The organism is Parabacteroides sp. (assembly GCF_977054455.1).
In genome coordinates, this window is the sequence record NZ_CDRTCT010000005.1 from 1 (window position 1) to 19,051 (window position 19,051).

General features: G+C 52.3%; 11 protein-coding genes. All 11 read right to left on the reverse strand.

Annotated features, from left to right (window positions below; translation table 11 throughout):
• Window positions 1-116: 116 nt before the first annotated feature.
• Window positions 117-1,061, reverse strand: coding sequence for a pectate lyase-like adhesive domain-containing protein (locus ACW6QF_RS03320; RefSeq protein WP_456086813.1), 945 nt, complete (start codon window positions 1,059-1,061; stop codon window positions 117-119).
• 567 nt (window positions 1,062-1,628) lie between these two features.
• A complete protein-coding gene (locus tag ACW6QF_RS03325; protein WP_456086814.1) occupies window positions 1,629-2,342 on the reverse strand; it encodes a hypothetical protein in 714 nt (237 codons plus the stop codon).
• Window positions 2,343-2,418: 76 nt separating this feature from the next.
• Window positions 2,419-7,248 (reverse strand): efflux RND transporter permease subunit, encoded by a 4,830-nt coding sequence (locus ACW6QF_RS03330; RefSeq protein ID WP_456086815.1) that lies wholly within the window; start codon window positions 7,246-7,248, stop codon window positions 2,419-2,421.
• Between the two features lie 17 nt (window positions 7,249-7,265).
• On the reverse strand, window positions 7,266-7,547 hold the full coding sequence (locus ACW6QF_RS03335; RefSeq protein ID WP_456086816.1) for a hypothetical protein: 282 nt from the start codon (window positions 7,545-7,547) through the stop codon (window positions 7,266-7,268).
• Between the two features lie 93 nt (window positions 7,548-7,640).
• Window positions 7,641-10,850 carry an efflux RND transporter permease subunit gene (locus ACW6QF_RS03340; protein WP_456086817.1) on the reverse strand — a complete coding sequence of 1,070 codons (3,210 nt, stop codon included), beginning with the start codon at window positions 10,848-10,850 and terminating at the stop codon, window positions 7,641-7,643.
• On the reverse strand, window positions 10,847-11,905 hold the full coding sequence (locus ACW6QF_RS03345) for an efflux RND transporter periplasmic adaptor subunit (protein ID WP_456086818.1): 1,059 nt from the start codon (window positions 11,903-11,905) through the stop codon (window positions 10,847-10,849). Before ACW6QF_RS03345 ends, ACW6QF_RS03340 begins: the two co-directional genes overlap by 4 nt.
• A 1-nt stretch (window position 11,906) precedes the next feature.
• Window positions 11,907-13,382 carry a TolC family protein gene (locus ACW6QF_RS03350; protein WP_456086819.1) on the reverse strand — a complete coding sequence of 492 codons (1,476 nt, stop codon included), beginning with the start codon at window positions 13,380-13,382 and terminating at the stop codon, window positions 11,907-11,909.
• 37 nt (window positions 13,383-13,419) lie between these two features.
• Window positions 13,420-16,692, reverse strand: a complete 3,273-nt coding sequence (locus ACW6QF_RS03355) for a golvesin C-terminal-like domain-containing protein (RefSeq protein WP_456086820.1) — start codon at window positions 16,690-16,692, stop codon at window positions 13,420-13,422.
• Window positions 16,693-16,708: 16 nt separating this feature from the next.
• Window positions 16,709-17,602 (reverse strand): ABC transporter ATP-binding protein, encoded by an 894-nt coding sequence (locus tag ACW6QF_RS03360; RefSeq protein WP_456086821.1) that lies wholly within the window; start codon window positions 17,600-17,602, stop codon window positions 16,709-16,711.
• Window positions 17,603-17,765: 163 nt separating this feature from the next.
• Window positions 17,766-18,344, reverse strand: coding sequence for a rubrerythrin (gene rbr, locus ACW6QF_RS03365; protein WP_456086822.1), 579 nt, complete (start codon window positions 18,342-18,344; stop codon window positions 17,766-17,768).
• A 229-nt stretch (window positions 18,345-18,573) separates the two neighbouring features.
• Window positions 18,574-19,050 carry an HlyD family efflux transporter periplasmic adaptor subunit gene (locus tag ACW6QF_RS03370; RefSeq protein ID WP_456086823.1) on the reverse strand — a complete coding sequence of 159 codons (477 nt, stop codon included), beginning with the start codon at window positions 19,048-19,050 and terminating at the stop codon, window positions 18,574-18,576.
• Between the last annotated feature and the right edge of the window lies 1 nt (window position 19,051).

The following is a 19,051-nucleotide window of genomic DNA, read 5'->3' on the forward strand; positions in this document are numbered from 1 at the left end:
AATTTATAATGTTAATTAGTGTAGATAAAACTCAGACTTTTATATGCGATAGCCCTAAAGTTCTATCCAACGGGTGGGATACTTTTCAATTATTTTAGTGGAGTACTTTTCAGTTATTATCTACAATTAATTTCTTCAATTGTTGCAAATCTCAAATTAAGAGTAGAATCCAGTTGATTAGCTGTGCTTACAGCTACAAATGCTTTTTGGCCCCAAACATAAGCCAATGCACCATTATTAGATGTATGCATTGTTGCCAATTGTAAAGAACGATACCATTTATCATTTTCAGGCGTTACTACTGAAGCGATTATCTCAGCTACAGATGTTGTCGGATTACTGCTCCATTCGGAATAGGCATGTCTGTCGTAAAAAGCAATTTGCGGAACATTGTTCTCACTAATTGTTCCACTAACCAAAGTAAACTTCGGCATATTATCTACTTGACGAGACAATTTAACAGCGAACTTTCCATTGCCACTTGTGGTAAAATTAGTAGCTTCCAACTTTGAAGAGTTCAAATGCAAACCACCTTCTTTATTATCAGATAATAAAACCTTATTGAACTTCAGATTATTCAGATTGTAAAGATTGAAAGCCAAAATGTTTGTATTCCTTACAGTCAGGTCTTTGAAAGTAATAGGGCTGTTTCCTGAACCATCAAAGTAGAATACATAATTTTTAGTAGGATCAAAACTTCCCTCTACTGTATTTGAGGTATTTTCACCTGTAATACTATGTCCAGCTCCATCAATGGTTAAAGATGTAATTTTTGCTGCAGTAGCATTCAAGTAGAATACTCCTTGCCATTGTGCTCCTGTAGGTCCCGCAAATGAAACCTCAGAGATGTTCAAATCGTTTGCCAAAGTAATCGTTGTAGTCTGTGCCGTCTTAACTTCGTTTAGCTCTTTCAACACATTTTGCAACCCCTCCGCGGTTGTCACTGTGTAATCATTTCCGGTCTTTGTATAACCGTCTCCTGAGGTATCTTGCGCCTGCAACCACCCCACACTCGTCACCGCCATAAAGACGGCGAACAACATAAGTAATCTTTTCTTCATAACTTTTTTAATTAAAGCATTAATAATGAGTTTATTGAATGATATTATACTCTCTCTGCTCCAATCGCTTTATTAACTTACCCCATACGCACGTTTATCATCTAATAGAAGTTAACAGGTGTGATTTTATGTACTTTGACGACCGAAAACGATCGTTTTTTTTAGTCATTTTTTGTCTGGATGCGGGTTTGGAGAGTTTTTAGGCAAAAATCGACGATAACTATTGATAATTAAGGCATATTTATTTTTGAAAAAGTTTGGAGGATTGAAAAATAATGTTGACTTTTGATGACTAAAAAAAACGATCGTTTTTTTTAGTCATTTTTAGGATAGATTTTTGATTTGCAAATAAGGTTTGATTATCAAAATATATTAGTACTTCAGGAAAAACGCTTACGTTTTTTCACAAAAACCTGCCGACAGTTTTCTAAATGTATTTTCACAAAACAGCATTTTCGGAATAGGTTTCCGCAGATTCCGCATGTCCGCCCTATACAGTTTTGGGCTGGTAAGATTTACTGTTTTTCAAGCTGTTACGTTTATATTTTCCTTGCATGACCCGCACGATCAGACAAACTTCTCCCTCTTCTGCAAGTTCAGGAGGCCGATCAGCATCCAAACGATGCCGGCGATGAGGAGGAAGATGCGGCTTTTGATGATGATACCTTCCCAGATGACCGGCAGGAAATTGCGGGGGATGGAGAAGGGATTGAGGAGGATATTCCAGAAGGAACGTTCGATAAGGGGCGTGTTGCTGAAGATCAGCAGGGCGATGCCGATGACGATCATCAGAACGGCAGTCCCGTTGCCGCTGCGGGTGATGGTGGAAAACATGAAGGCGAGGTTCCCGAAGAAAAGGATCGGGAACATCAGCTGCGCCGACATCTCAAGAGGGTTGACGGGATAGAGCAAGAGCGTAGCCAGCCAGGAGAAGACGACCAGGATCGCGAAGACCGCCACATAGATCATCATAAGGCGGATGCCCCATACCTTATATTTATAGTCGGGGATGCCGAACAGGATTTCCAGTATCCGGCTGTCCTCATCGTTCTGGATGCCGAAAACGGCAGGGTAGAACACCAACAGGACACAAGGGAACATCAGGAGGTTATAGACCACCCCTTCGTTGACCTCCGACCGGCTCCAGGCGGTCTGGAACATGAAATAGCCGAAGAACAGGAACGCCGCCAGCAGGAACCAGATGAATTTCCCGGCAAAGATGATCTTCAGGTTATATTTAACCAAGCGGGGCAAGAGGGATATGAATTGTTTCAGTGTCATAATGATTTATGATTTGAGATTTATAATTTATGATTTATGCGTCGATGATAAATCATAAATTATAAATCATAAATTTTTAAAGTCCTTTCAACAAGCAAAGATAAGCATCTTCCAGGTTCGGTTCCACCTGTACCGCCCCCAGATAAGGAGAGGCGGACGAGAGGTAACGGACGCGGATCCGGTCGTCCCTCTGGATATGGTTGACGATGCGGGATTTATCCAATGCCTGTTCAAATTCCGTCTTATCGATATCGAACTGCCAGACTTTTCCTGCCGCCATGCCGACCATATCGACCGGATCGCCGAAATACTTGAGGCTGCCCTTGTTGATCACGGCCACCTGGCTGCACGAGCTGGATATGTCTTCGATGATATGGGTGGAGAAGATCACGATGCGATCCTTGCTCAGCTCCACCAACAGGTTACGGAAGCGGATGCGCTCGCGCGGGTCGAGTCCGGCAGTCGGTTCGTCCACCACCAAGATGCGCGGCAGGTGCAGCAGGATGAGGGCGATGCCGATACGCTGCTTCATACCGCCGGAGAAAGAACCGATCTTCTCGTCCTTGCGGTCGTACATATGGACGGCTTTCAAAACATATTCGAGGCGTTCGCGGCGGACAGTACTGTCGACGAGGCCCTTCAGGATCGCCTGGTAGTCGAGAAATTCCCAGGACGACATGTTCTCGTAGGTCCCGAACTCCTGGGGCAGGAAACCGATCAGGCTCTGCAACTCCTCCCGGTAGACACGCGTGTCCAGTCCGTTGATCCAGATACTGCCGTAGCTCTGCTCCAGGATGCCGCAGACGATACGCATCAGCGTCGACTTGCCTGCCCCGTTGGGACCCAACAAGCCGAACATGCCGGTACGGATCTCGAACGATACGCCACGGAGCGCCTTGAACGGACGTTTCCGCCTGCCGATCAGAGGAATCCCCTTGACCATGCGAAACCACGAACGGCGCAGCCCGGCGAAACGCCCCTTCACACGCTCGATATTGATCTCCTTCTCGTAGAGATAGCCCGAAGTTACGTAGACAGCGATACAGAACGCCCACACCAACCCGACCGTCCCCACCAGGTTCGGATTGTCCAACCTGCGGAACAGGCCGAAGAGGATCAGCGGCGGGATGCTCCAGAAGAGGATGCGGTTGAGGTGCTTCACCGTCCGGCTCCCCGCAAACCGCCAGTAGAGGTATTCGCGTACCTTCCGCCACAGGTAAAGGGCAGCCGCATAGACCGCGAAGGAAAGGATAAAGATCCACAGCCGGCTGTCGGCAAAGAACCAGGTGAACCAGATCCCGAACCCTAAAAGGGCGAACTGCCAGCTCACGTTTATAAAGTCCTTCAGCGAATGGCATTCGCCGTCGATCCCCAACCGCCGGCGGATCAGCCGGCCGCTCCGCCACTGGCGGCTGACGCGTCCCGGCCAATCGTATATCTTCACCAAGTTGCGGACGGAAATCCGGATGTCCGCCTCCGGGTCGATCACCTTCGAACGGGCGCGGCGCAGGCTTGCCTGCATAAAATAGGTCACGCCCGGAATACCGGCCGACAAGACCACCCCGTAGACGGACTGCCACAGGAGGCTGCCGCCATAGAGGCAGATACAGCCCGCGCCCGCCACAAAGAGCACGCCGTGCAGCCCCCATATCTTCGGAGAAAGACCGCGATACCACGCCAACGTATTTTCCAGCCCCATGCAGACGGTAGGGATCAGGATCAGCGTCAGCAACGCCGAGAAGGAAAGACCGCCGATCACGGTGATGGCAAACGGCGCCCCGATCGCCCCGGCATACTCCGAGTTGCCCATCGCCATGGGGAACAGGGCCACAATGGTCGTGATGGAGGTGATCAGGATCGGACGGATACGCGACAACCCGGCCGTCATCAACGCCCGGTTACGGCGATACCCGCGCCGGCGCAGGATGTTGGCATAGTCGATCAGGATAATGCCATTGTTGACCACCACTCCCAGCAGGATCAGGAAGCCGACCATCACGTTGGCATTGTTCAGCAGGCTGTTGCCCGTCAGCAACAAGGCCAGCAGCGAACCGATCGCAGCCAGCGGGATGGAGAACAGCAGAACGAACGGCGTCGCAAAGGACTCGAACACCGAAGCCAGGATCATAAAGATCAGGATAAAGGCCGCCAACAGCAGGAACTTGAAGTCGGCCAGCATCTCTTCTTCATGAAACACCTCGACCGCCACGCCCGAAGGCAAGTTATAGCCCGACACCAACCGGTCGATATCCGAACGGTAGCCTTCGAGGAGGTCTTTCGACTCTTCGACGTCGCGCGAGAAAGAATAGAACAGCTCGATCTGCTTGTCCTGGTTCACACGGGTGATGCGGGCACGTCCGCGTCCATAGTCGACGGAAGCGATATCCTGCAACCTGTGCAAGCCGCCGGAAGCGCCCGGTATGCGGACTTCGCGCAGGTCGTCCACCGTCTTTTCCCGCTCCTTCTCCGCCTCCCGCTCTTCTTCCGTGCCGTTCGAACGGTTGCGGATGATGATATCGTAGGTGTCCTCCCCCACCTTGAAGGAAGTGCCGGACGAAATCTCCGGATTCAACGACGTGAGGCCGGAGGCTATGTTCTGGCGGGAGATATCGTAGGAGGTCAGCAGGACCGGATCGAAACCGAGGCGGATCTCCGGCTGGCGGCTGTTGTAGGAGACACGGGTAGTGCGGATGAACTCCTGTTCGTCGAGGTAATAGCGGAAATCCTCCGCCACCCGCTGCATGAGGTCGAAATCGGAGCCTTTGATCACGATGCGTTCGCGGTTGTCGCCGATCCCCAAGAGGCGCATGAAGCCGGACATGCCTGACATGCCGCCTCCACCTTCCAAGACGGATCCTTGCCCGCCGCCGCTCCCGGCTTCGGAAAGGGATATCTCAGCGCCATTCACATTCCGCAGACGGGTTTGTACGTCGGACTTGATGTCGGAGATGCTGCGTCTCCCGATCTCCCGGTAATCTTCCCTGAGGACGAACGTCAACTCGGCATCCGTTTCCCGGACACGGCTGATGAGGTCTTGCTTCTCCGGGAACCCGGCAAGGCGTCCTTCTATGACACGGACCACCTCGTCGGCATTCTCCAGCGTGCTGCCGGTCGGCATCGTCACATAGATGCCGAACCGGTCGCTCTCCACCTCTTTCCGGTCCTGGATATCCAGGGAGACAGAGAGGATCAGGCAAAGGAACAGCAGGATGACGGCCCCGAAGACCGTCACGCCGGGATTCCGCATACAGGTCTTCAACAATACCAGATAGATCTGTACCGGCCGCTGCGTGACAGACACCTTCTCATAAAAGACGGTGTCCCCGCCCTTGAGCCGGGACCGCATCGGTTCGAACCATTTGCGGAACCCATCGAGGCGACCTGTCTTTTTGCGGCTCCGCGTCAAGCGCGGGGACACAGGACGCGGGGACAGGGAAGGGCGGCGCAACACCGTATAGGTGGCCATCGGGATGAAAAGAAGGGCGACGGCCAGGGAGATCAGGAGGGTCGAGATGATGGAGACGCCGATATGGTGGCCCATCAGCTTGATCAGGAAATTGTCGGAAAAGACGAAGGGCAGGAAGACCGTAACCGTCGTCAGGGTGGCGGCGAGGATGGAACGCCAGACTTCGCGCGTCCCTTGCGTCACGGAACGTTCGGGCGTGCTTCCGGCGGCATTGAGGCGGTAGATGTTCTCCAATACCACCACGCTATTGTCCAGCAACATGCCGATCGCCAGCGCCATGCCGACCAGCGTAAGGCTGTTGATCGTAATCCCCGCCCCGTAGAAGAAATTGAACGCCGTATAGACGGAGATCGGGATGGACAGGGCGATGAAGAACACCAACCGGAGGTTCTTCAGGAAGAGCCAGAGGATGACGACGGCAAGCAGGCCGCCGACGAAAGCGAGACGGATAATCTGGTCGATATTGTCTTCCATCGTCTCGGCCTGGTTGTTCTCCACCACGATCGTCAGGTCGAGCGGGGCAAGCCGTTCGTTCAGGCGGTCGACCACTTCGACCGTCCGGTGGGAAAGCCCGATCAGGTTCGCCTGCGAATCGGCAAGCAGGGAGACGGAGACGGCCTCTTTCCCGTTCACGCGGCTATAGCTCGTCTCTTCCTTCATATCGAAGAAAATCGTCGCAATGTCCTTCAGCAGGACGGGACCGGGAGCGACGACGATGTTTTCGAGGTCGGAGACTTCGGTATAAGGCGAGTTGACATGGACGAAGTATTTCCCGTCCGGCTCGTTGGCATAGCCGACGAAGGCCTTCTCCTCGGTATTCTGCGTCAGGAGGCTGCCGATACCGGAAGGAGTCAGATTAAGGGCTTTGCAGGCATCGGGATCGAGCTGCACCTCGATGGCCTTCTCACGTCCGCCATAGACATTGACGGAGGCGATGCCGTCGATGTTTTCCAGATCGGGCCGTATCTCTTTCTCCACTAAGTTACGGACGCGGTCCGTACCGCCCGACCCGCGCACCTGAAGCGACATGAAGCCGCCGCTGAGCATCGAGACATCGACCTTCCGCACCTGTACCGTAAAGCCTTCGGGAAGCGAGGAGGCGGTCTCGTTGATCTTCTCCTGCAACTTCAGGGCGGTGATCTTGAAGTTGACATTCGGCTTGAAGTCGATCTTGATGGAAGACTGGCGGCTGTCGATCCGGGATTCGATCTGCTCCACCCCGCCGATCGTGCCGATGGCTCCTTCGAGGGGGATCACGACCTCCGACTCCACATACGACGGGTCCATATCCTGCGTCGACGCGACCTGCACGAACAGCATCGGAAGCTCCGCATTGGGCAACAGCTCGACCGGCAACTGCTTGTACGACACGTAGCCCAACCCCGTCAGGGCTATGAACAACATGCAGATGGCAATCCTTCTATGTAGTAAAAAATTCATATCGCTTTTCTTTATGATCATTCATGACAAATATCCGAACGGCGGGCCGTTTGCCCTCCGAACCTCTTCGGGAACCCCAACGGCAGGCCGTTTGCCCTTCCAAAGGGCTTCGGGAACCCCAACGGCGGGCGGTTCACCCTTCCGAAGGGCTTCGGAACCTCCAACGGCGGGCGGTTCGGCCTCGGAACCAAGGTTCGCGCCTCCAACGGCCCGCCGTTCACCTTCCCGAACCCCTTCGGCGCCTCCAACCGCAGGCGATTCACCTTCCCGAACCCCGTGTTATACTTTCTTTTAGGCACGGATTTCACGGATTACGCAGATTTCACGGATTTTTCTTTATCTTTTCCGTGTAATCCGTGAAATCCGTGCCTAAAATCATAACATAACGTAAGCTATGACCGAATTTTCGGACAGTCTCCCCCGGAAATACCATTTTTCCCCCTTTTCATCCTTTCAAACACATCATAGACGCAGGGGATCACCACCAGGCTCATGACGGTCGAAGTCACCAACCCGCCGATCACCGCGATCGCCATAGGCGAACGGAGCGAAGCGCCTTCGCCGAAGCCGAACGTCATCGGCAGGAGGGCGAGGATCGTCGTGAGCGTCGTCATCAGGATCGGGCGGATACGCTGCTGGCCGGACTCGACGATGGCATCCGTCAGCTCCATCCCCGACTGTTTCAACTGGTTGATGCGGTCGACCAGGATAATCGAGTTGTTCACCGCGATGCCGACCAGCATCACGATGCCGATCACTCCCATCATGTTGATCGTCGTCCCCGTCAGGAAGAACAGCAGGACCGCTCCTACCACCGCCAACGGGATCGTCAACAGGATCGTGAAGGGGTGCAACAGCGACTCGAACTGCGAGGCAAGCACCATATAGACCAGGATCACCGAGAGGACAAGGGCAAACATCAGGCTGTTCATGGATTCCTGCCGCTTCTCTTCCTCGCCGGTGACGGTAATCGAGTAGTCGGCAGGCAGGTCGATATCTTTCACGGCAAGGCGTATCCCGTCCGCCACCTTGTCGAGCGAATAGCCCGCACCGAGGTCGGCCGTCACCTTGCCGATGCGGTTCTGCCCGCGTCGGAAGATTTCTTTCGGAGCCTGCGAACGGGTGATCGTGGCGATCTCCTGCAGGCGGAACTCTTTCTCGCCGCTTCGTATGACCAACCCGCCGAGGTCGTGCAAGGTGATATCGGGAACCTTGATCAGGATATCCCGCATCTCTCCCCGGTATTCCATCTTGCCGGATTCGAGACCGCCGAGCTGCTGCTTCAGCTGTTCGATGACGGTCGAGACGCTGACATTATGGATGCCGGCAACCGTGCGGTCGACGGAGACCGTTACCTCCGGGGCACCGTCTTCGACGGACGAACGGAGGTTATAGATTCCGGGAATGCCGGCTATCCGTTCCATTACTTCAGCGGTGACGGCGCCGATCTCGTCCAGCTCCTCCCCCTTCACCTCGACCACGATAGGGGCTCCTTCGCTTCCCAAAAGGGAACTGAGGGAGTTTTCTTCCTGTTTCAGGGTGACTTCCAGCCCTTCGGTGTCCTCGGTCGTCCGGACGAACCGCGCCATCACCTCTTCGGGCGGAACCGGGCAGGAGGGAGAAAGGATCACTTTCATGACAGCCGTGTTCTCGCCTTCGAATATATCATTCTCCGAACCGCTGCCCGATCCGATATGGCTGTAGACCGTACACAGGGAGTCCTGCGAGACAGCACGCATCAGCTCCTCCAAATTCCCGACAGCCGAAGCGGTGCGCTCCAACGGGGTCCCCTCCGGCAACTTGATAACGGCGGAGAAGGCCCTGCTCCCGGCTCTCGGCATGAATTCCGTACCGATAAAGGGAACCAACAACCCCGCTATCACCAACAACAGCAGAGCGCAGCCGATCACCCCCCAACGGCGGCGGAGCAGGGTGCGCAACAGGGGACTGTAAGCGGCAATCCGGATCCCTTGTCCCCGCGCCCGACGCGGGGAAGCAGGCGAACCGGCACTATCACCGCCGGTTTCCTTGCGATCACGCGTCAAGCGCGGGAAGGGGTTGGGACGTCCGGTAATCCGGTCGTATAGCATCGGGATCACCCCTATCGCCACAAACAACGACGATACCAGCGAGAACGTCACCGTCCAGGCCTGATCCTTGAACAGTTCTCCGGAGGCGCCATGCAGGTAGACGATCGGCAGGAAGACGACGATCGTCGTCAGCGTCGAGGCCATGACCGCACCGGCCACCTCGGAGGTTCCCGTTATGGCGGCCTCACGCACCGTCATCCCTTTCTCCTGGTTACGGAAAATGCTTTCGATCACCACGATCGCATTGTCCACCAGCATACCGGCTCCGAGGGCCAATCCGCCGAGCGTCATGATATTCAGCGTAAGATGGTTGAAGAACATCAGGTTGAACGTGGCGACAATGGAAATAGGGATCGCCAGGCTGACGATCAGCGTCGTCCCCAGGCGGCGTAGGAAGACGAACAGGATCACCACCGCGAGGATAATCCCCAGGACGGCACTGCTCTTCACCTCCCCTATCGCGTTCTTGATAAAGGTCCCCTGGTTCGTGATCACCTGGAAACGGTAGCCGGGCAACGCCTGCTCGATAACCTCCAACCGGCGGATCACGCCATCGACGACCTTCACCGTATTGAAACGCATCTCCTTATAAACGGACAACCCGATACTACGCTCGCCATCGATGCGGACAATATTTTCCGGGCGGGCATTCTCGAAGCTGACGGTAGCGACTTCGCGCAGGAAGATCGGAGCTTTGTCCGCAGACGATGAAACGGCCGCGCCGGAAGTCCCCGCTGCTGCCGTCCCGCCCGTCTCGGCCGTAACCGGCTTGTAGCCGACAATCAGATTCTCGAAATCGCGCTCCGTCGCAAACAGGCTCGAACTCTTGACGATGTATTGCAAGCCCAACTCGCTGACACGGCCGCCGGATATGCTTTGGTTGTTCGCCTCTATCTTGGAAGACAGGTCATTTATCGTCAGCTTGAAGGCATCCAATTTATAAGGGTCGGTGCGGATCGTCAGCGTACTGACCTCGTCACCCGACAGCGTGACATCCGCCACCCCTTCCAGACGGATCAACTCGTTACGGATATAACTCTCCGCCACCTTCCGAAGCTCCGCCATATCGGTAATGCTGCGGTGCGAAAGTCCGATCAGGACGACGGGGGACTGGTTCGGATCGTGCTGCGTGATCTTGAGTTCGGTGATATCCTTGTTCTGGGCAAAAGGGTTCATGGCTTTCTGCAGGTCGAGAAAAGCCTCGTCCATATCTTTCTTCCAGGTGTACTCGACCGTGATGCGGGCGGAACCGGCACGGATCACGGACGATACCTGTGTCACGTCGCTCTGCCGGATCGCCATCGACTCCATGTTCTTGACAAACTGCTTCTCGATCTCCTCCGGCGGACGTTCGCCTGCCTTCAGTTCGATGAAGAGGCGGGGATTATTCAGGTCGGGCAACAGGTCGACCGCCAACTGGTCGTACGAAATCTTGCCCAACAGCAGGATCGCCAGTACCAGCATACAGATCGTAACCGGTTTGCTTACCGCAAATTTGATCATCCTTTTCATCTCTGAACCTTTACCTTTGCATTCTCTTTCAATGTCTCGAAACCTTTCACCACCAGGTTATCGTTCTCTTTCAGCCCTTCCAGAACCTGGATGCTCTTGTCGTCCTCCAGCCCGGTCTTGAGCTCGCGGAGCAGGGCCGTGTTCTTCTCGACGACATAAACGTATTTGACACGGCGGTTGGACTGGATCACGTCTTTCGGTATGATGATGGCACTGTCCGCTTTGTCCACCACGATATCCGCTTTGACGAACATACCGGGACGGAGTTTCAACCCCTCGTTCCGGATCAGTATCTTCCCTTTGAAGGTACGGGTTTCGGAACTGATGGCGGGCGACAGTTCGCTGATCACTCCCCGGATCGTATCTTCGGGCAACGTATAATGGGTGATATAGACCGGCTGGTCCGCTTTCACATACCCGATAGCGCTTTCCGGCAGGTTGATATCCATGTACATGCGGGCATAGTCCATGATGCCGGCTACCGGTTTTCCCTGTTCGATGCGGACATCGGACGTGTAGTGGGGCAGGTCCACGATCACCCCGTCGAAAGGCGCTCTGACATTCATCTTCTCCAGATTGAGCTTGCCGTTCTCGTAGTCGTAGCGGGCGTTCGTCACCTTCACTTCCGTGTTACGCATTTCGCTAAGCGTCACACCGCCTTTCTCATACAGGGCTTTCTGCTTCACCTGTTCCTGCTCGGCTATTTCGAGGCTCAACTCCTTGGCGTCGATAGCGATGCCGTTTTCGTATTCCCGGTCTTCGAGGCGGACGATCAGTTGTCCTTTGGAGACGATATCGCCCAGTTTAAAGGGCTTGCCTGTACGGGGATTGGTTTGCAGTTTATAGAGGCCGCTCATTTCGGAATTGAGCGTTACCCCGCAGGTTGGCTGTGCCGTCCCGGTCGTATTGACCAGCTTGCTGATAGAGCCTTTCTTCAATTCCGTTACCGACACGGGCGTGGCGATATCGTTCTGCGTACTCTGCGGCTGATGATTGCAACCGGTCGCCAACAGAGCAAACAATAAGAGAGATGTGACTGTATATTTCATATTCATACTACTTTTTCGTTACTAAATCTTCCATCGGGACAATGGGCACGTCGTGCTCGAAGTCGTAGAGGGAAAGTATCTTGAGGTTCAACAATTCGATCTTATAATTGATAAGCGCCTGCGTATAGGCGATCTTTTTATTCGATAGCTGGGTCTGGAACTGGTTCATGTCCATACCGGTGATATCGCCCTCCCGGTAACGGGTCAGGTTCAGGTCGTAGGTACGCTGCGCATTTGCGACGTTCTGCTCGGCTATCTTGATCTGCGAAAGCAGGTTCTCCAGGCTGCGCCAGGTCTGGCGGATGTTCAGTTCGATGCTGACCTTGTCTTCATGGAACTCCAGTTGGTTGATCTTCCGGGCTACTTCCTGCGCCTTCACACGGGCTTTCTTCTCTCCCCAGTCGAAGATCGGGACACTGAAGCTGATGGCGACACGCGGGTTCTGCGTCGGGTTATTATATATCTTTTCCAGATGGCGGTTATCGCCGATCAGGCCGAAGGAAAGGGAGATGTCGCCTTTGAACTCGTTCAGGGCCTTCGTCTTGATCATATCGAATGCCAGTTCTTTGCTCTCGATCTCCCGCTGACGCAGTTCCAGGCGCGATTCGAGGCCATGCTGTATCGCCTTTTGCAGATTCACTTCCACCGGCTTGATCTTTACTTCGGCAAAGACCATGATGTCCTCGTTCAGGTCCATCCCCAACGTCTGCTTCAACTGGTCTTTCGAGTTTTCGAGCGATACCTGCTGCTCTTCCAGGGAGGAGCGTGCGGAGGCGAGGTTCACTTCCGCCTGGAACAGCTCATCGCGGGCAGCCAGGTCGGCTTCGACCTTATTCTTGATAATCTCGTAGCTTTGCTGCGCATTGGCCAGTTCCTCTTTCGTAATCGCCAGCTGGCTTTGTGCCATATAGACGGAATAGAACTGTTGGGTAATATCCTTTTCCGTACTCAACCGTTGCAGGGCGTAGCTGATGTTGGCATTCTCATAATCGTATTCGATCTGTTGCAGTTCCATCTTACGCTTGTTATAAGTAAAGACGGGTTGCGAGAGTTGCAGGTAGAGGTCGTTGCTGAATGCCTTGTTACTGGTCTTCGTCCCGTCGATATTGGAGTTGTTATCCTGCCAGCCGAAACGGTTGATCAACGAGAGGACACCATCCGTCCACAAGATCGGCTGGTCCACCTGGAACGTTCCGGTCGTACTGAACCGCTCGTTCGTGTACCACTGGGACAGGCGGTTGTCGAAACTGCGGCTCTTGCTGTAATCCACCGGATTGAGGTTCAACGAGAACTTCGACTTCAGGGAAGCCCGCTGTGCAACCAGGTTCTGCTGATAGCGCTCCAGGTTCATGTGGGAACGGCGCAGGGAAGGGCTATGCTCTTCCGCTATATCCATCGCCTTCTCGATCGTCAGCGAGACCTGTCCCTGCGACGGGACAGACACCCCTAAGCAAACGGCGGCCGCCAGCATTATCTTTTTCATGGATAGTAACTCTCTTCGTATCATGTATCTAATTCTATTAATATCGTTTTACTATTTTGACCGCATCGGCCGTTACGCTCCGTAGCTTGCACTCGTTCGTCAGGGTGATCCGGACCGTATCGGAACCGAAGTAGTAGGCGCCTATGGGTTCCCAGCCTTCATTCGCCCTTTTCAGGTCTATGTAAGCATCTTCGTTTTCCTCGTCATACTCCACCTTAAAGTGGTATTCCCCGCCGGCCTGTTTATTATATTTCAGCTCATTGTCTTTGGAGACATAATAGTAGACGTCGTATTGCCCGGCAGAAGGGACCGGAATTTTCCAGGTCGCCGTCTGGTTGCCGTTGCCGCTCTTGATCACATAGGCGGACCGGATATAACGGCCATAGTAGGCGGCGTTCGTCGTAGCCGTCCACTGCAACGGGGCACGCCAGGGAGAGACACCGGCATACTTGAAAGAGGTATCTTCCACCTTGTCGAGCCATTTGGGCAGAAGCCCGACCACGGCCGGTTCGGACAGGGAGAAAAGAGGATCTTCATTATCCACGATCACCTCCCCTTCCGCTACGGGAGAAAAGTCCGCAACGATGAAATCGCCTTCGGCATCGACCGCCCTCTCCCGCTCTTCCCGGATGTCGGTGACAGGCAGGTTCAGGACATTCGGCAAGTTACCGGCTATCAGCGTATTCACATCCACCTGTCGAGGCGCTTCCTCCCAGACCGTTACCAACAGCTTGGTCTGGCGGGCGGCAAGAGGCAGTTTACGGCTCGTACGCGGATCGATATCCGGGCCATAGCCTCCGGCCTGTATATCGAGTTGAAGCATACCGTCGTGATCGGAATTATTGCTGACTAATTGCTTCAGCACGAAGCTCTCCTGTCCCTTGTTCGTGATCTTGGTCACTTCGGGCCGGCCGATCGTATAGAAAGGCAGAGGCGTCGGACGGTCCCATCCGGAAATACCCGCACGGATATCGGACCCGCTGATCATCCCCAACGTATCCAACAGGTTCTCGAAACGCATATTCCGAAACTCGTTCCGTTCCAGCAGGGCATACAGGGAATCCCGGAACAGGCTCACCCCCATCTTCACTTCGGCAGGGGCAAACAGGCAATACCCTTTCAGGCTGATCGTGTTATTCAGCAAGTCGCGGTGTTCCACATCGGACAAAAGCTCCTTAAACGAATGTTTCTCCATCAGCAGGTTCGCTTTCTCGTTATTGCTGATCCCGTTTATCTCGCGTTCCCATCCGTTGTTATCGGACTTCTTTTGCAGGTAGAGTTCGACCAGCCGGTTCGTAACGGGCCATTCGGAAGAATAGATATTATACCGGAAGTTATAGAGTTCGGGAAACAGGAAATACGGATTGTTCTGGGAAGAGATATTATACTTGCCCCGGCTGCCGGAAGAGAAATTATAGTTGCCCTCCGTCTGCGAGAAAATCCACAGGAAACTGTTCATCACCCGAATCTCCGCCTCCTCCTCGCTGATCTCACGCCCTCCCCGCTTCGACCACTTCAACTGGTTTTTCTTCTGCTTGACAAAGTCCATCTGATTGAACATGCAGCCCAGTTCGGGGAAAAGGACCATTTCCGGCTGCACCACTTCCTGCGCTTGCGACCAGGAACGGACATAGCTGTAGAACTGCGCCGGGACCTCCACCACCGAAAAACGGTCGAACGGGTAACTCAATTTATACGTACGTTCGAGGTTCTCCCGCAGGTTGCGGATCAATCCCGGAATCGTATCGCGGATCGAATCGAACGCCGCCTCGTAATAATCGTGCCCTTTTATGTGCCAGACACTATAGAGCGTACTGTCGCTTTCCACGCTCTTCTGCTCGTATTTCCCGATAATCAGGGATACGGACTGATAAGGGTTGTTTGCCGACTGCGAAACAGAGACCAGTCCGGGAAGCGGCTTCACATCCAACCGGAAGCGGCTGAAATAGGTCTGCCCCCAGTCGGGACTCTTGTCGCTATACCCCGTGCCGGGACGCGGATACCAATAGGTTTCGGGTGTAAACAGCACATAATCGGGAGTCTGGAAACTATATTTCTTATCGAGCTTGAGCATTTCCTTGTCATACGGTTGCTGCAGGACCTCCGCCGGAATGTCCAGATAGCAGAAATCATCCTTTATCCGCCCCTCGTAGCGGACCGAAAACGAAACGGTGTCCCCCTCGGCTATCCTCCTTCCGAAATCCACCGTTAAAATCTGTTCCTCGCGCTTGAAGTCCAACGGCTTCTCCCCCTCCTTCACCTCCTCGACCCTCAATCCGGGATTCAGGCAGAAGGTGAATACTTCCGACGCAGCGAGTGCCGTCCCTTCCATCCCGACAACGGAACGGATCGTTTCAGGCTCCTGCTCCACCGAAATATCGTACCGGTCGATCGCCATCTTCGGCTCATGGACATATTTATTATTGATGCTCGTGTACAAAGCACGCACCTCCCCTTCCCTAAGAATCAAACGTACATGCCGGAAACCCGCCGTCCCTGCCAGCAAGAACATGCAGAGCGAAAGGAACAGCCACGGATAATGGCTCCTCCTGGCATTCGGCAACCGCCTGAACAGAAAGATCGTAAAGAAGATGAATCCCAGTCCGGCAAAGAAATAAATCGCCCGGTGGTTCAAGATCAGCTCCAGATTGCTGAACCCGACGATCGTCGATTTGAACAACGGCAGGTTATACACCATATAATCGAACAGGTAGTAGAACTTATCCTGTATATAAAACAACGTCAGCCCGATATACCCTAACAAAAGGATAAAAGTGAGCGCCTGGTTCTTCAACAGCAACATCAGGAAGATGGAAAGGCCGATAATGAAAATCAGTGTCGGTATGCTGATCAGAAGGAAATACACTCCATAGGCCTGCAAATCGACAGCTATACCGGAAGCCATAAAGTTGAAAGCCAGCACAATCGCCAAGACCAGCAGGTTCAGAAGCAGGAACACCCTGAGGTTTCCCCATATCTTCCCGACCACATACTCGGCATTACTGAGCGGCCGGACATAAAAGACCTCGGAAGTATCGAGCTTCTTGTCCCGTTTCAGAAATTCGGACGAAAGAAAGACAGCGACCACCGCCTGCCCCGTGTTCAACAGCAACAAGATCAGATAAGGTATATTGGATGGAACCGCTTTCCCGAACCAAAAACCTCCGGAATCTTCGGCCAACAACAAGCTAAAACTGAGAACACCTAAAATAAACGCGGCAAGCAGGGTGAAGAGACGGAAGAACCAACTTCTCACCAATATCTTGCTTTCGTATTTGGCTACGGATCGTATGTTCGTGATAAATGACATAGGCAGGCGAACTCTTTTAATCGTTTCTCCAACGGTCCAACTTGTTTTCCATATAGTAGACATAGGCATGTTCCAGGTTCGGCGGATAAGACTCCGCGTCATATCCCCGCACCTCGTCGGCCACGACCTGCACTTCCCAACCCGTACCGGACGGGATCGTCGAGATAACCGGGTACAGCTTATCCACCTCATGCAGTTCGTCGCCGGTCACCCGTATGCGCCATACTTTTCCTTCCGCCTGCCTCAACATGTCCTGCGGGGAACCGTAGAAAGAAACTTCCCCTTTATTCATCAATGCCATACAGTTGCAAGTACTCGATATATCGCCCACGATATGGGTGGAAAGGATGATGGTCACGTCATTCTCGCTCACTTCGGAGAGAAGGTTACGGAAACGGATGCGTTCTTCGGGATCGAGCCCTGTCGTAGGTTCGTCCACGATAATCACTTTCGGATGATGGATCAACGCCTGCGCAATCCCCAAACGGCGCTTCATCCCTCCCGACAGCTTGTTGGCATACCGGTCGCGCACATCGAAAAGCCCTACGTTTTCCAACATCTCGTCCACCGCATTCTTTCGCAAAGACTTACGGTTCATGCCGGAAAGACGCGCGGCGTAGTCCAGAAACTCGTACGTTTTATATTTGGCAAAAAACCGGAAATCCTGTGGCAGATACCCCAATATGCCCCGTATCTCCTTGCGCTGCCGTATCAGGTCGTACCCGCAGATATCCACCTCGCCCGAAGTCGGTTCCATAAGGGCCACTAAAATACGCATCAAAGTAGATTTACCCGCCCCGTTCGGCCCTAAAAGTCCGAACATACCGGTCGGTATTTCCAGACAGACGTCTTTCAGCGCATGGTTTCCGTTCGGATACACTTTATTGAGATTTCTTATCGATATGCTCATCAACAGGTAAATTCAGATTCATATAAATAGAGGGTCTAAAGATAGGAGTTATAATATAAAAAAAGGCACGGATTACGCGGATTTCACAGTTTTAAATCAAATTAAACCGTGTAATCCGTGAAATCCGTGCCTCAAAATAAATCAAACTATGTAAATCTATCGATTAATAGTTCTGTTTCATCGGTTCGAAATAAGCCTGCGGGTGAGCGCATGCCGGACATTTCATCGGAGCCTTCTTGCCTTCGAATACGAAACCGCAGTTACGGCACTGCCAAAGAATAGCTTCGTCTTTTTCGAATACCTTGTTTGCTTCCACGTTAGCCAAAAGCTTGCGATAACGTCTTTCGTGTTCGGCTTCTACTTTTGCAACCATGCGGAAAACGACGGCGATTTCCTTGAAACCTTCTTCGTCTGCGATATCAGCGAAAGCCGGATAAAGGTCAACCCATTCTTCGTTTTCGCCGGCAGCAGCAGCCGCCAGGTTTTCAGCAGTTGTTCCGATCACGCCTGCAGGATAAGCGGCTGTGATTTCAACCATACCGCCTTCGAGGAATTTGAAGAAACGTTTGGCATGTTCCTTTTCCTGTTCGGCCGTTTCCATAAACACGCCTGCAATTTGTTCGTAGCCTTCTTTTTTAGCCACACTTGCAAAGAATGTGTAACGACTTCTTGCCTGAGATTCACCGGCAAACGATTTCAGCAGATTCTGCTCGGTACGAGTACCCTTAATACTTTTTTCCATAACGCTAATTTATGTATATATAAAATGAGTTTGTCTAATCGCCCTGAATAAATAACGCTCAAAGGTAGGAAAATGTTCGCCAAATCGTAAATTTACATATACAAAATATTTTTATGCATCGATAGATAATATTTATAAAGACAAGATTTATCAATTTAAAGCTTACAAACATGTCATAAGCTGAGCTGTTCAGGTAATCCAAGAGAAAATTTGACTCACTATCGATAATCTATCTATAAATCATATACTCTAATAAAGTTTTCCGAGAAAGCAAAATAGAAACTTTCCCCTTCATCCCTTTTTGCATAACGGGAACATAATCTAATTTCAAATTAACGGAAAAGTAATTATACCCATCTATTGTAATAACTTTAGGAGAAATAGAATATACAGAACTATGAAGAAAACCATAATCCTTTCCACTATACCCTTCTAATTCCACTTTTCCTTCCATTCCTACTTTAATTTGCGAGATATAGGCATAAGGTAATTTTGCCTCAACCACTACTTCTACTGGAGAGACATTCAATAAAATAATCCCACCGTCAACCGTATTTGAATAAGGAACAAAAAATGCAACAATCAATAAAAATATAATAATCCCTGTAATTATTTCCATTCCAAAACGAATGAAGGCTGGGGGAAGTTGACCAATGATCTTTCGAACACGTTCACTTCTTAATTCTATATCTTTTTTATTTTCCATT

Coding starts and splice junctions, on each gene's coding strand:
- ACW6QF_RS03320 (WP_456086813.1), bottom strand. CDS start 1,061: ATGAAGAAAAGATTACTTATGTTGTTCGCCGTCTTTATGGCGGTGACG.
- ACW6QF_RS03325 (WP_456086814.1), bottom strand. CDS start 2,342: ATGACACTGAAACAATTCATATCCCTCTTGCCCCGCTTGGTTAAATAT.
- ACW6QF_RS03330 (WP_456086815.1), bottom strand. CDS start 7,248: ATGAATTTTTTACTACATAGAAGGATTGCCATCTGCATGTTGTTCATA.
- ACW6QF_RS03340 (WP_456086817.1), bottom strand. CDS start 10,850: ATGAAAAGGATGATCAAATTTGCGGTAAGCAAACCGGTTACGATCTGT.
- ACW6QF_RS03345 (WP_456086818.1), bottom strand. CDS start 11,905: ATGAATATGAAATATACAGTCACATCTCTCTTATTGTTTGCTCTGTTG.
- ACW6QF_RS03350 (WP_456086819.1), bottom strand. CDS start 13,382: ATGAAAAAGATAATGCTGGCGGCCGCCGTTTGCTTAGGGGTGTCTGTC.
- ACW6QF_RS03355 (WP_456086820.1), bottom strand. CDS start 16,692: ATGTCATTTATCACGAACATACGATCCGTAGCCAAATACGAAAGCAAG.
- ACW6QF_RS03360 (WP_456086821.1), bottom strand. CDS start 17,602: ATGAGCATATCGATAAGAAATCTCAATAAAGTGTATCCGAACGGAAAC.
- rbr (WP_456086822.1), bottom strand. CDS start 18,344: ATGGAAAAAAGTATTAAGGGTACTCGTACCGAGCAGAATCTGCTGAAA.
- ACW6QF_RS03370 (WP_456086823.1), bottom strand. CDS start 19,050: ATGGAAAATAAAAAAGATATAGAATTAAGAAGTGAACGTGTTCGAAAG.